A 13,441-nucleotide genomic window follows, 5' to 3' on the forward strand; every position below is an offset into this window, starting at 1 on the left:
AATTGTTATTTGAAAAGCAAAAATCCACCCCGAAGGATGGATTGATACTTTAACGCACTTCTGCATTGACTTTTTCTTCGAGAGACGCTTGGATTTTTTCCATATAGCGTGCGACTTCTTCGTCCGTTAAGCTGTCTTCTGGATTTTGGAAAGTCAAGCTATAAGCCATTGACTTCATACCAAGTCCCAATTTTTCGCCTGAGAAGACGTCAAAGAGTTTGATATCTGTCAAACGTTTCACGCCGGCAGCTTGGATAGCGTCCACAACTTCTTGGTGAGTCACTTCTGCCTTGAGAAGGAGGGCAACGTCACGGCTAACTGCTGGGAATTTCGTGATTTCCACAAATGGAGCAGCTGGTTGAAGCACAGCTTCGATGGCTGAAAGGTTGAGCTCAGCCACATACGTTTCTGGAATATCGTAAGCCTTAGCAGTGACTGGATGCACTTGGCCAAGGAAACCAAGAACTTGGTCACCGAGTGAAATCATAGCTGTACGACCTGGGTGAAGGCTAGCGATTCCAGATGTTGCCGTATAGGTTACTTGGAGTCCCAAACGAGAAAATAGCGCTTCAAGGATTCCCTTAGCATAGAAGAAATCAACTGGAACTGCTGCTGTTTGGAAATCTTTTTCAGCAACCAAGCCTGTCAAGGCAAAAGCAAAGCTGTTGATTTCATTTGGAAGTTCTTCTTTTGGATTACCTGTTTGTTCAAAGACTTTTCCAATCTCGTAAAGGGCCAAGTTTTTATTCTTACGAGCCACATTGTAGGCAACTGTATCTAGGATACCAGAAATCATATTTTGACGGAGGACAGAACGATCTACTGTCATTGGCCACATAAGTTCAGTAAGATTACTTGGTTGAGCCGTAAACTCGACTGCTTTTTCAGGAGTTGTTAGAGCGTAGGTGATGATTTCTGTCAAACCTGCCCCTTCAGCAATGGTACGAACTTGGCGACGAAGTTTTTGCGTCGCAGTCAATTCACCAGCTGTCCCATCGTCTTTTGGTAGACTAGTTGGCAAGCGGTCATAACCATAGATACGAGCGATTTCTTCAAAGAGGTCCGCTTCGATTATGATATCCCAACGACGACGTGGGACGCTGACTGTAAAGCTGTCTGCATTTCCGGAAAGACCAAAGCCAAGACGACGGAAGACGTCTTCTACATCAGCATATGAAAGCTCAGTTCCGAGGACACGGTTAACATCAGCAAGAGTTGAAGAAACTTCCACATCAGAGGTATCAAGTTCACCCGCTGAAACGATGCCTTTGCGCACCGTCGCACCTGCAAGTTCTGCAATCATGCTAGCCGCCGCATCAAGGGCTTCGTTAACAGTTGCCACATTAATCCCTTTTTCAAAGCGAGAAGATGACTCAGAACGAAGGTTAAGGCGACCGCTGGTCTTACGGATAGATTTGCCATTGAAAACAGCAGCTTCAAGGACGACACGACTAGATCTTTCAGAGATTTCTGTTGCTTGACCACCCATAACACCTGCAAGGGCTACTGGCTTGTCTGCGACAGTGATGACTAGGTCATTTGTTTCCAAGTCACGTTCTTCACCGTCTAAGGTCACTAATTTTTCACCAGCACGCGCTTCACGCACACGGATGTCAGTCCCTTCAAAGGTATCCAAGTCAAAAGCATGCATTGGTTGACCAAAGTAGAGCAGGATGTAGTTTGTCACGTCCACCACGTTGTTAATAGGACGAATACCTTCATTCATAAGAAGGTTTTGCAACCATTGTGGACTTGGTGCGATAGTAACATTGTCCAAGATACGAGCTGCATAGTAAGGCGCTTTGTCTGTCTCAATGCCCACAGAAAGAGCATCTGCTGCAGCTTGGTCAGTTTCTGAAAGAGTAAATTCTTTAAAGTTGACCGCCTTGTCATAGATGGCTGCAACTTCGTGAGCTACTCCACGCATAGAAAGAGCGTCCGCACGGTTTGGTGTGATAGACAGTTCGATGATTTCATCATCCAAGTCTAGGTATGAGAAGACTTCATCCCCAGGAACGGCATTTTCTGGCAAGATTTGGATGCCATCTGTGAATTCCTTAGGCACAACTGAGTCAGAAATTCCCAATTCACCAAGTGAACAGATCATCCCAAGTGACTCCAAGCCACGGATTTTTCCTTTTTTGATTTTGTAGTTGTCAGCGATGCGAGCACCTGGAAGAGCCACCATAACCTTGATACCAGCACGCACATTCGGAGCACCACAAACGATTTGACGTGCTTCTTCTTCGCCAACGTTAACCTGACAAACATGGAGGTGAGTTTCTGGCACATCTTCGCAAGATAAGACCTCACCGACGACAATTTTTGAGAGACCAGCAGCAGGTGATTCGACACCTTCTACCTCGATCCCTGTAGTTGACATTTTTTCAGCCAACTCTTGTGATGGAACATCAATGTCCACCAATTCTTTTAACCATTTATAAGATACAAGCATAATTTAGTTCTCCAGAATGACAGTTGCCACTCTAGTTCTTTTCCTTTCCTATCATTTCAATAGAAGAATCATCTTCTTACCTTAATTTCTTTCTCAGTAACCAATCCGTATCTACTTTTTGACCAACCATAAAATGATGTTGGCTAAATTTTTCAAAACCATATCGATTATAAAACGCTTGAGCTTTTGTATTATGCTCCCAAACACCTAACCAAGCCCAGAAAAAATTATTTTTTGTAGCAAGTTCAAGAGCAAATTCAAACAGTTGCTTACCTAGTCCAAATCCTTGGTATCTTTGTAGCACATAGAGGCGTTGAATTTCAAAAGCGTCCTCTAATTCTCTCTCAGTTTGAGCACTTCCCCAGTTGACTTTAAGAAAACCAGCTATCTCCTCTTCGTGCATAATGAAATAGGTTTCGGAGTCAGGATTTTCCAACTCAGTTGACAAAACTCTCAGACTATAAGCCTCTTCAAAGTATTCCTGTAACTGCTTTTCCGTATTATCATGCGCAAATGTTTCACGAAAGGTTTGTTTGGCAATTTTAGCCAACACCCCAACATCTGCCTTTTCTACTTTTCTAATCACTATTTAAACTGTTCTGAGAAGCGGACATCTCCTTGGTAGAATCCACGGATATCGTTGATTCCGTAACGAAGCATAGCTACACGCTCTTGACCAAGACCAAAGGCAAATCCAGAGTAAACAGTCGCATCGATACCACTCATTTCAAGGACACGTGGATGAACCATACCGGCTCCCATGATTTCAATCCAACCAGTTTTCTTACATACGTTACAGCCTTCTCCACCACACTTGAAGCAAGAAACATCCACCTCAACAGACGGCTCTGTGAATGGGAAGTAAGATGGACGCAGACGGATCTGACGCTCTTCACCGAACATTTTTTGCACAATCAACTGAAGGGTTCCTTGAAGGTCTGCCATAGAGATATTTTTCCCAACAACCAAGCCTTCAATTTGGTGGAACTGGTGACTGTGGGTCGCATCGTCTGTGTCACGACGGAACACACGCCCTGGTGAGATCATCTTCAAAGGACCTTTAGAGAAATCATGGGCATCCATAGCACGCGCCTGCACTGGAGACGTATGAGTACGGAGCAAGATTTCTTCAGTGATATAGAAAGTATCCTGCATATCACGGGCTGGATGATCTTTTGGAAGGTTCATACGTTCAAAGTTATAGTAGTCTTGCTCTACTTCAAAACCATCCACGACTTGGTAACCCATTCCAATGAAAATATCTTCGATTTCTTCACTGGTTTGTGTCAAAACGTGACGGTGACCAGTCGCTACTGGACGACCTGGAAGCGTCACATCGATACTCTCGCTAGCCAGTTGAGCCGCAACTTTCTTTTCTTCCAAGAGCTTAGCTGTTTCTTCAAAGGCTGCTGTCAAGACATCACGAGCTTCATTGACGTGTTTCCCTATGATTGGACGCATCTCAGCAGAAACATCTTTCATCCCTTTGAGGATTTCAGTGAGCGAACCCTTTTTACCAAGGACAGAAACACGTAAATCTTGCATCTCTTTTTCATTTTCAGCAGAAATCTGCTTCAAGCTAGCCAGCGTTTCTTCACGAAGCGCTTTTAATTGTTCTTCAATAGTTGACATAATTCCTCCATCAGTCTCTCGTAGATAAAAAGAAAACCACATGCCAAAAACTCCACTCGGAGCGTTGACACGCGGTACCATCCGTTTTCATCTGACAAGTCAGACCTTCATTTCTAAATCCATGCGCAAGTGAATTCACCCAGCTTTCATATAGAGAGCTTGCAGTCACGGCTCTCCTCCCTGATATACTTCCCTTGAGTTACTAGTCTTGCAGATTTCTATTCAATTACTACTTAGTTTATCAGATTTTTAGTTAAAAAACAAGTTAGATTAGACTAATTTCAGTATAAAAAGGAACAAGACACAATGCACTACCTATTTGTAGGGCCTGTTTCATCTGCTTTCCTTTTCAACAAGAGAGTTGCTGCTTGATTAAAACCATCACACCAGTTATACCATTTTGCTTCATACTCATCTTGAGCTAAGGTATGATTTTTTAAATCCAGAACAGAGTAGATTTTTCTTTCTTCGCAGGCTTGCGCATAGAGATGATATAGTTCATCACCACCATCTCTATCCCACTCAGCAGAAATCGTATCCCGACCTGCCAATAAAGCCTGATAAGCCCTGTGATGCCCATCTGTAATCAACAAGCAATTTCCAAAGTCAAGAATACTGATTGGATCGACTTGGATTGTTTCTGCCGACTGGTAAAGCATCTGAATATCTTGCAACTTCTTTTCTGATAAGTATAGTTGAGTCGGATGAAGATCTGCTATATTGACTTTCATTTCTTTCTCCTCAAAGGAATTTGATACTCACTTCTGCTTACCTTTAAATCGCCATTGGAAGCGGAGCTTATCATAAAAGGGAAACTCGATAAACAAGACTCCCAAGCCGACACAGAGACTGGCAAGTACATCTGATGGATAATGAACTCCCAGATAGACCCTTGATACCAACACACTGACTAGGTAGAGGCCAAGGACGATTTGTACGATTTTTCTCCAGACCGAATCTTTAATCCGCTGACTAAGAATAACAATCAAAGTCCCTACCATCAGCGTCACAGCCAGAGAATGGCCGCTTGGAAAGGAAAATCCCTTCTCCTCAACCAAGTGTAAAATAGCTGGTCGTGGGCGCTGGTAGATATTTTTAAAGGTAACGATTAAAAGAGCTGTCAAAGCCAGATTTCCCAGCATGAAGAAACTTTCTATCTTCCACCGCTTACGATAAAAAACAAAAGCTGTAATGACAACCCAAGTGATAATCACTGGAATATCAATCAAGCGTGTGATGGCCCTGAAAAGAATAGTCAAGTAATCTGGCAAGTCTCCGCGAACAGCAGTCTGTATCGGTTGGTCAAAACCGACCAGCGTTTCAGGGTAAAATTTGACCATATAGCCAAGAATAACGAAAAGTAAAAGGGCAAAACTGCCCTTCATTAAAAATGTTTGTTTATCTTTCATAATGTTTTAAGGTTGGTTTCAAGAGAACATACAACAACCAGAATGAAACGGAAAAGATGACACCCTCAATCAAGTTAAAAGGCAACACCATAGTCATTAGGTAGTTGGAAAGTCCCAAAATTTTTCCAATATCAAAGTTAGCAAACTTAGCGTACAAAGGAACAGCATAAACATAGTTGAGAACTAACATAGCCACGGTTAAACCAATAGTTCCAGCTAGAGAGCCTAGTAGGAAACGAAGGGTTGTCCGTTCCTTTTTCCAAATCAAAGCAAAGACGATGACAAAAACTCCCAAAGCTACGATATTCATTGGCAAACCAATGTAAGTATTCACTCCCTGGCTGTTAAGAAGCAATTTCAAGAGTGAGCGAAGCAAGAGAACTCCTAGAGCAGCAGGCAAATCCATGACCACCAGACCCACAAGGACTGGCAAGATACTAAATTCGATCTTGAGGAAGGATGCCGCTGGCAATAGCGGAAAGTCAAAGTACATCAGCACAAATGAGATGGCTGATAAAATCGCAATGGTCGAAAGTCGACGTGTGTTTGTCATAACAGGTTCCTCCAATTTTCTATAAAATCAGAAGAAGTTAGAAAGGACTCCTCTATCTATTCTCACTTTTTATATCCCAAAAGTCCCCTCTCACTCTATTAAAGAAAACAAAAGCAAGCGGTTACAATCTAGCTATAAATCTATCAGAACAGACAAAGCTATTCTTTCGTCTTCTCCCATCCAGACTATACTGTCGGTTGTGGAATCTCACCACATCAGCTTGCGCTCGCGGACTTATTTGGCTAAGATATTTTAGATTTATCTAGGCGTCGCAGTCGAAGATAATACTTAAAGTATATCGAGACAAGACAACGACGAGAAAGCTAAAATAGATCGTCAAATTTACCGCCGGTCGGGAATTTCACCCTGCCCTGAAGACTCTTTTATCATAACAAAAAACGCTTGCAAGCGCAAGCATTTTGTTCATTTTCATTTTCATTTTTTATTTCAATTTATCCACTTCATAGGTATGAACGAGCTCAAGACCTGCAAAGTTCTGCTGGCGAAGAGCCTCATAGACAATCATGCAGACGGTATTAGACACATTGAGGCTGCGGACGTGTTCATCATTCATAGGAATACGGAGAGCCTTTTCAGGATGTTCGCGCATAAAGTCCTCAGGCAAGCCCTTGTCTTCACGTCCAAAGAGAAAATAATGGTCCTCGTCAGTCGATAAATCCACATCAGAATAGACTTTTTCCGCGAATTTCGAAATCAGATAGAGTTTGCCCTTCATCTGAGACATGAAATCCTCCAAACTCTCGTAAAAATAAATCTCTAGTTTATCCCAATAATCCAATCCAGCTCGCTTCATCTTGCGGTCGTCAATAGGAAAGCCCATAGGCTTGATGATATGGAGGGGAGAATTGGTTGCAGCGCAAGTACGCGCGATATTGCCTGTATTTTGTGGAATTTGTGGCTCAAATAATACAATGTGATTTGTCATGACTTGCTTCCTTTCACCATTGCAAAAAAATAGCCACACTGCCCGGAGTCAAGCTCAGCAAACAGCGTGGTTAAGGCATCGTTAACTTACCTCACAACAGGTTTGAAGTAAATCAGCGAAACTACTTTCTTAGTATAACACTTTCAGAATCATTGTCAATAGAAACGACTTGATTTTTTCAATTTTTTCAAGCTATTTCCAAGGGTTGTAAAATCGTCCGTGATTTTGCAAGATAAGTAGTAAACTAGCTACTAAAAACGAGGCTGCCAAGAGCAAGGTAAGATAGTCTCCTTTTTTCAAGGCCTGGTAACTATACCAAGTGCGTTTTTTCTCTTTTCCAAAGCGGCGAAGCTCCATAGCGGTCGCGATGGTATCAATGCGTTCTAGAGAGCTAAAAATCAAGGGAGTGATAATGCGCAGATTGCCTTTGATTCGTTGCATAAGAGAAGCTTTCTTGGATAATTCCATCCCACGCGCTTCCTGAGACATCTTGATAGTAAAGAATTCTTCCTGTAAATCTGGAATATAACGCAAGGTCAGGCTGACTGAATAGGCAATCTTGTAAGGCACACCAATTTGATTTAAACTGGAAGCAAACTGACTAGGGTGGGTTGTCATCAAAAAAATAATAGCCAGAGGAATGGTGCAAAGGTACTTAATGACCAGATTTAACAGGTATAGGGTATAGTTTTACCTTATAGCAAATTTCCTACTAAAAACTCTGCTGATTAGCTAGTAGGTGCATTTTTTCTTGAAAAAAGGTATGATAGTTACATAATGAAGAAGTAGGTTTTATTATGAAAATTATCCTTGTCGGAGGGGGAAAAGTTGGTTCTGCCCTCTGTCGCTCCTTGGTTGCAGAAAAGCACGATGTTTTACTGATTGAACAAAACGAAGCCGTCCTCAATCATATTGTTAATCGCTTTGATATCATGGGTATCCTTGGTAACGGGGCTGATTTTACCATCCTTGAGCAAGCCAGTGTCCAAGATTGTGATATCTTTATCGCCCTGACTGAATACGATGAAGTGAACATGATTGCAGCCGTTCTAGCCAAAAAAATGGGAGCTAAAGAGACCATCGTTCGGGTGCGGAACCCTGAATATTCTAACTCTTATTTCAAGGAAAAGAATATTCTCGGTTTTTCTCTTATCGTTAATCCTGAGCTCTTGGCTGCCCGCGCTATCGCGAATATCATTGACTTCCCCAACGCCCTCTCTGTCGAACGTTTCTTTGGTGGACGGGTCAGCTTGATGGAATTCACTGTTAAATCCTCCAGTGGTCTTTGCCAAATGCCCATTTCTGATTTTCGGAAAAAATTTGGCAATGTCATTGTCTGTGCGATCGAAAGAGATCATCAAATTATCATCCCAAGTGGTGACATGACCATACAGGATAAAGATAGAATCTTTGTCACTGGTAACCGTGTTGATATGATGCTCTTCCATAATTATTTTAAATCTCGTGCCGTGAAGAGTCTTCTTATTGTTGGAGCTGGTAGAATTGCCTATTATCTACTAGGTATCCTCAAAGACAGTCGTATCGATACCAAGGTTATTGAAATCAATCCTGAAATCGCTAGCTTCTTTAGCGAGAAATTCCCAAATCTCTACATCGTTCAAGGAGATGGTACCGCAAAAGATATCCTGCTGGAAGAAAGTGCTCAAAACTATGATGCCGTTGCGACTCTAACAGGAGTCGATGAGGAAAATCTGATTACCTCTATGTTCCTTGACAGGGTAGGTGTACAGAAAAATATTACTAAGGTCAATCGTACCAGTCTCCTCGAGATTATCAATGCGCCTGATTTTTCAAGTATCATCACACCTAAAAGCATCGCTGTAGATACGATTATGCACTTCATTCGTGGTCGAGTTAATGCCCAGTATTCAGACCTTCAAGCCATGCACCATCTAGCAAATGGCCAAATCGAAACCCTGCAATTCCATATCAAGGAAGCTAATAAGATGACTGCCAAACCTCTTTCTCAACTGAAATTGAAAAAAGGGGTTCTTATTGCAGCTATCATTCGAAAAGGCAAGACTATTTTCCCTACTGGGGAGGATATGCTGGAAGTTGGAGACAAGCTCCTAGTAACAACCCTGTTGCCAAACATCACCAAGATTTATGACTTGATCGCGAGGTAAGAAATGAATAAAAGTATGATTCGTTACCTCCTTTCAAAATTACTTTTGATTGAAGCTGTTCTTCTTTTGGTTCCTGTGTCTGTCGCTGTCTATTACCGTGAATCGAGCCAAGTCTTTACGGCCCTCTTTTCAACAATAGGGATTCTCGTATTACTAGGCGGTTCAGGAATTTTACAAAAGCCCAAAAATCAACGGATTTATGCCAAGGAGGGAGTCTTGATTGTTGCCCTCTGTTGGATCCTCTGGTCTTTCTTTGGTGGTCTCCCCTTTGTTTTTGCTAAGCAAATTCCCAGCGTTATCGATGCCTTTTTTGAAATCAGCTCTGGCTTTACAACTACTGGAGCAACTATTCTGAACGACGTTTCGGTCCTCAGCCGTTCCCTCCTCTTCTGGCGAAGTTTTACCCACTTGATCGGAGGGATGGGAGTGCTTGTTTTTGCACTTGCTATTATGGATAATGCCAAGAATAGCCACCTAGAAGTGATGAAGGCTGAGGTTCCTGGTCCCGTCTTTGGTAAGGTTGTATCCAAACTCAAAAACACTGCCCAAATTCTCTATCTCCTTTATCTAGCTCTCTTTTCACTCTTTGTCATCATCTATTATCTGGCTGGCATGCCCCTATTTGATAGTTTTGTCATCGCTATGGGGACAGCAGGTACAGGAGGCTTTACCGTCTATAACGACGGGATTGCCCACTATGGCAGCTCACTGATTACCTATCTGGTTAGTATCGGAGTTTTGGTTTTTGGGGTAAATTTCAATCTCTACTACTACCTTATGCTCCGTCGCGTCAAGGCCTTCTTTGGAGATGAAGAACTTCGTGCTTACTTGATCATCGTGCTAGTTTCTACAGGCTTGATTAGCCTCAATACCCTCTATCTCTACCCAGGATTTTCTAAGAGCTTTGAAATGGCCTTCTTCCAAGTTTCCAATATCATTACAACGACTGGTTTTGGTTACGGAGACATTACCAACTGGCCCCTCTTCTCCCAATTTATCCTTCTCTTCCTCATGGGAATCGGTGGTTCTGCTGGTTCAACCGCAGGTGGACTCAAGGTTATTCGAGGCCTCATCCTTTCAAAAATTGCTAAAAATCAGATTTTGTCAATCCTATCGCCCCACCGTGTTTTGACCCTCCATGTGAATAAAACAGTGATTGATAAAGATACCCAACATAAGATTCTCAAGTACTTTGTCATCTATGCTATGATTTTGCTAGCGCTTATCTTTATTGTCAGCCTAGATAGCAATGATTTCCTGGTCGTTACCAGCGCTGTCTTTAGCTGTTTCAATAACATCGGGCCTATTCTAGGAACCACTTCTAGTTTCTCAATCTTTAGTCCTATCTCAAAAATTCTCCTCTCCTTTGCAATGATTGCAGGGCGCTTGGAGATATACCCAATCCTACTTCTCTTTATGAAGAGAACTTGGTCTAAGAGATAAAATACAACCACACCTTTTGTCTTACAAAGTGTGGTGTTTTTATTTATCCCAAAACCAATTCATCACTGACTAGACTTTGGCCACTATTTTTCTGGAAGAGATGCATGAGATCTTCAACTGTCAGATGCTTTTTCTCCTCTCCCTTGACATCCACCACTATCTTGCCTTGATAGAGCATAATGAGACGATTACCGTACTCAATCGCATGGTTCATATCGTGGGTAATCATCAAAGTCGTCAACTGATGGTGTTCCACAATCTTTTGCGTCAAGTCCATCACCATTTGACTGGTTTTTGGATCAAGTGCCGCAGTATGTTCATCCAAAAGCAAAAGTTTGGGTTTCACCAGAGCTGCCATGACTAAGGTCAAGGCCTGTCTTTGTCCTCCTGAGAGATATTGAGTATCTACTTTCAAGCGGTTTTCAAGGCCAATATTCAGCTCTTTCAAGGCCTCTTGGAACTGGATTCTATCTTTCTCCTTCACGCCCCAGCCAAGCCCTCTTTTCTGACCACGTCTCAAGGCAATGGCCATATTCTCCTCAATCGTTAAACGAGAAGCTGTTCCCATCTTAGGATCTTGAAAAACACGGGCGATATCCTTGGCTCTCTTTCTTACACTCAGATTTTTAATGGATTTACCTGTCAATAAAAGGTCCCCTTCATCCACCGATAGATTGCCAGCCAAGATATTCATCAAAGTGGATTTCCCTGCTCCATTTCCACCAATCACAGAGATAAAATCTCCCTCTTCAACCTCTAAATCTAATCCTTTGAGGACATGGTTCTCATTGACCGTCCCTGCTTCAAATGTTTTGTGAATATTTTCAAGTGTTAACAAACTTGCCATAACTTTCTCCTCCTATTCATTTCTCAATTTTAGACCACGAATCTTTAATCTCTTTTGCAATTCTGGCGCAAATAAAACTAAGGCTAACAAGATTGCATTAAAGAGACGAACCAGGTTTTGATCTAGATTTGGAATTTCATAGATATTTAAAATAATCAAACGGTAAACAATAGCACCGATTCCGATGGATAATAAGCGGCCTCCAATGGTCAAGTCGTGAATCAAGACTTCCGCAATAATCACTGCACTCAAACCAACAACGATAGTTCCTGTCCCAGAAGTCACATCTGAAAATCCATCATTTTGGGCAAACAAGGAACCACATAGGGCAATCAAGCCGTTTGAAATCATGTAACCAACAATCTTCATGGTGTCTACATTGACCCCATTGGCCTCACTCATCGGAATATTGTCCCCAGTCGAACGCAAGACCAAGCCAATCTCTGTTTTCATCAAAAGAGTCAAGACCAAACAAACAAGTAAGAGACAGGCCAAACTAAGTGAGAAAACAGCTTCTTCATTTGACAGCCCTAAGATTGCCAATTGTTTAAAAACAGTTGAAGAATCTCCCAAGGAAAGATTGGGCACGCTACCCATGATTTTAATATTGATTGAATAAAGCCCTGTCAAGGTCACAATCCCTGTCAAGAGAGCAGGAATTTTCATCTTGGTGTGGAGCATTCCTGATACAAGACCTGCTACCATACCTGCCAGCAAAGCCAGTAAGGTCGCAATCCAAGGATTTATACCTGCCTGTATCTGTGATACAACGACAGCTGCCCCCAGTGGAAAGGCACCTTCAGCAGTCATATCCGCAATATCCAAAATACGGAAAGTCAAGTAGACCCCAATCGCCATAATCGACCACAACAAACCTTCTGATAAACTAGATAACACAAAATTCATCTTAAACCTCCCTATTCCTTGCCTTCTAACTTACTAATATCAATTCCCAATACTTCTGCCATTTCTTGATTGGTATGCAATTCCAGTTTTTCAGGCAACTCAACTGCTATATTTTCTGGCTTCTCACCTTTTAAGACACGAATCAACATGCGTGCTGTCTGACGCCCCAATTCTTCATAATTGGTACCGTAGTTATACAAGCCACCAACAGCAATCATTTCTGTTGAACCACCGAATACTGGAACCTTGTGTTTAATAGAAACCTGCTTGACTGTTTCCATGGTTGACGAAATGATATTATCCGTTGGCACAAAAACCATATCCACCTCTGCCATCAAGCTCTCTGCTGCAGCCTTGACGTTGTTACTGTCCAAGATTGTTTTTTCAACAACGGTAAAGCCTTTTTCTTCCAGAAGTCGCTTAGCTTCATCCTTTTGGACAACTGAATTGGGCTCACTCTGAGTATAGAGAATTCCAATAGTTTTAGCCTTGGGCAACACTTTCTTTATCAAATTGATTTGGGTTGAAATGGCATCTGATGACTGGTCGCTTGTCCCAGTTACATTGCCTCCAGGATGTTCTCTTGACTCAACCAACTTGGCACTGACAGGATCTGTTACCGCTGAAAAGATAACAGGCGTCGTTTGTGTTGTATTGGCCAAGCTCTGAGCAGAAGGCGTTGCGATGGCTAGAACGACATCACTAGATTCTGCTAGTTGCTGGGAAATCGTTTTTAGGTTTCGTTGTTCTCCCTGTGCATTTTGCAAATCAATCTCGATATTTTTCCCTTCAACATAGCCTTGCTTAGCCAGCTCATCCACAAAACCTTCTCTAGTAGCGTCCAAAGATTGATGAGTAATAAACTGCGAAATACCGATACGAAATACATCTTTTTTCTTATCTGCCTTCAACTGATGTAAACTAATCAGAGAGGTCAAGAGAATCCCCACTACCAAGAGGGGTGCTAGTAATTTTCGAACAACTTTCATAATGAAACTCCTTCTCAGAAAAGATAAAACAAAAAACCGCCTAGATACTATCTAAACGGATGCTTGAAATAATCTAACAAGTTATAACTTTGCTAGTCCATTTAGATATTCATC

Annotated in this window: 12 protein-coding genes, 1 pseudogene and 1 riboswitch; of the genes and pseudogenes, 2 read left to right on the forward strand and 11 right to left on the reverse strand. The window is 42.1% G+C overall.

The window, feature by feature from the left end; all coding sequences use genetic code 11:
* Positions 1-49 precede the first annotated feature (49 nt).
* From pheT to LG372_RS04845, 8 genes and pseudogenes are all read right to left on the reverse strand, one after another.
* On the reverse strand, positions 50-2,455 hold the full coding sequence (gene pheT / locus LG372_RS04810) for a phenylalanine--tRNA ligase subunit beta (RefSeq protein WP_225742255.1): 2,406 nt from the start codon (positions 2,453-2,455) through the stop codon (positions 50-52).
* 76 nt (positions 2,456-2,531) lie between these two features.
* Entirely contained in the window at positions 2,532-3,041 is a 510-nt protein-coding gene (locus LG372_RS04815) for a GNAT family N-acetyltransferase (protein WP_225742256.1), read from the reverse strand.
* Positions 3,041-4,087: a phenylalanine--tRNA ligase subunit alpha gene (gene pheS, locus LG372_RS04820; RefSeq protein ID WP_049524320.1), complete on the reverse strand. Its 1,047-nt coding sequence runs from the start codon at positions 4,085-4,087 to the stop codon at positions 3,041-3,043. Before pheS ends, LG372_RS04815 begins: the two co-directional genes overlap by 1 nt.
* Before the next feature lie 311 nt (positions 4,088-4,398).
* Positions 4,399-4,818, reverse strand: coding sequence for a hypothetical protein (locus LG372_RS04825; protein ID WP_061864519.1), 420 nt, complete (start codon positions 4,816-4,818; stop codon positions 4,399-4,401).
* A 27-nt stretch (positions 4,819-4,845) separates the two neighbouring features.
* On the reverse strand, positions 4,846-5,496 hold the full coding sequence (locus LG372_RS04830) for a phosphatase PAP2 family protein (protein WP_061864518.1): 651 nt from the start codon (positions 5,494-5,496) through the stop codon (positions 4,846-4,848).
* Positions 5,486-6,049, reverse strand: coding sequence for an ECF transporter S component (locus LG372_RS04835; protein WP_000185834.1), 564 nt, complete (start codon positions 6,047-6,049; stop codon positions 5,486-5,488). Before LG372_RS04835 ends, LG372_RS04830 begins: the two co-directional genes overlap by 11 nt.
* A gap of 164 nt (positions 6,050-6,213) precedes the next feature.
* Positions 6,214-6,432, reverse strand: a riboswitch (FMN riboswitch).
* Positions 6,433-6,491: 59 nt separating this feature from the next.
* The gene (locus LG372_RS04840; RefSeq protein ID WP_000181382.1) at positions 6,492-6,995 is read right to left on the reverse strand and encodes a tRNA (cytidine(34)-2'-O)-methyltransferase; all 504 of its coding nucleotides are present in this window, start codon (positions 6,993-6,995) and stop codon (positions 6,492-6,494) included.
* A gap of 192 nt (positions 6,996-7,187) precedes the next feature.
* Positions 7,188-7,673, reverse strand: a pseudogene (locus LG372_RS04845) (energy-coupling factor transporter transmembrane component T family protein); the annotation flags it as partial.
* Positions 7,674-7,792: 119 nt separating this feature from the next.
* Here LG372_RS04845 and trkA point away from each other — a divergent pair.
* The gene (gene trkA / locus LG372_RS04850; protein ID WP_225742257.1) at positions 7,793-9,142 is read left to right on the forward strand and encodes a Trk system potassium transporter TrkA; all 1,350 of its coding nucleotides are present in this window, start codon (positions 7,793-7,795) and stop codon (positions 9,140-9,142) included.
* Between the two features lie 3 nt (positions 9,143-9,145).
* On the forward strand, positions 9,146-10,585 hold the full coding sequence (locus tag LG372_RS04855) for a TrkH family potassium uptake protein (protein ID WP_225742258.1): 1,440 nt from the start codon (positions 9,146-9,148) through the stop codon (positions 10,583-10,585).
* 43 nt (positions 10,586-10,628) lie between these two features.
* On the opposite strand, the gene LG372_RS04860 is transcribed toward LG372_RS04855, so the two are convergent.
* The 3 genes from LG372_RS04860 to LG372_RS04870 are packed head-to-tail and all read right to left on the reverse strand — an operon-like array spanning position 10,629 to position 13,327.
* Positions 10,629-11,432, reverse strand: coding sequence for an ABC transporter ATP-binding protein (locus LG372_RS04860; protein ID WP_225742259.1), 804 nt, complete (start codon positions 11,430-11,432; stop codon positions 10,629-10,631).
* A gap of 12 nt (positions 11,433-11,444) precedes the next feature.
* On the reverse strand, positions 11,445-12,338 hold the full coding sequence (locus LG372_RS04865) for an ABC transporter permease (RefSeq protein ID WP_225742260.1): 894 nt from the start codon (positions 12,336-12,338) through the stop codon (positions 11,445-11,447).
* Positions 12,339-12,349: 11 nt separating this feature from the next.
* Positions 12,350-13,327: an ABC transporter substrate-binding protein gene (locus LG372_RS04870; protein ID WP_225742261.1), complete on the reverse strand. Its 978-nt coding sequence runs from the start codon at positions 13,325-13,327 to the stop codon at positions 12,350-12,352.
* Positions 13,328-13,441: the final 114 nt, after the last annotated feature.

The organism is Streptococcus sp. Marseille-Q5112 (genome assembly GCF_916700555.1).
GTDB lineage: Bacteria > Bacillota > Bacilli > Lactobacillales > Streptococcaceae > Streptococcus > Streptococcus symci.

Coding starts and splice junctions, on each gene's coding strand:
- pheT (WP_225742255.1), bottom strand. CDS start 2,455: ATGCTTGTATCTTATAAATGGTTAAAAGAATTGGTGGACATTGATGTT.
- pheS (WP_049524320.1), bottom strand. CDS start 4,087: ATGTCAACTATTGAAGAACAATTAAAAGCGCTTCGTGAAGAAACGCTG.
- LG372_RS04825 (WP_061864519.1), bottom strand. CDS start 4,818: ATGAAAGTCAATATAGCAGATCTTCATCCGACTCAACTATACTTATCA.
- LG372_RS04830 (WP_061864518.1), bottom strand. CDS start 5,496: ATGAAAGATAAACAAACATTTTTAATGAAGGGCAGTTTTGCCCTTTTA.
- LG372_RS04835 (WP_000185834.1), bottom strand. CDS start 6,049: ATGACAAACACACGTCGACTTTCGACCATTGCGATTTTATCAGCCATC.
- LG372_RS04840 (WP_000181382.1), bottom strand. CDS start 6,995: ATGACAAATCACATTGTATTATTTGAGCCACAAATTCCACAAAATACA.
- trkA (WP_225742257.1), top strand. CDS start 7,793: ATGAAAATTATCCTTGTCGGAGGGGGAAAAGTTGGTTCTGCCCTCTGT.
- LG372_RS04855 (WP_225742258.1), top strand. CDS start 9,146: ATGAATAAAAGTATGATTCGTTACCTCCTTTCAAAATTACTTTTGATT.
- LG372_RS04860 (WP_225742259.1), bottom strand. CDS start 11,432: ATGGCAAGTTTGTTAACACTTGAAAATATTCACAAAACATTTGAAGCA.
- LG372_RS04865 (WP_225742260.1), bottom strand. CDS start 12,338: ATGAATTTTGTGTTATCTAGTTTATCAGAAGGTTTGTTGTGGTCGATT.
- LG372_RS04870 (WP_225742261.1), bottom strand. CDS start 13,327: ATGAAAGTTGTTCGAAAATTACTAGCACCCCTCTTGGTAGTGGGGATT.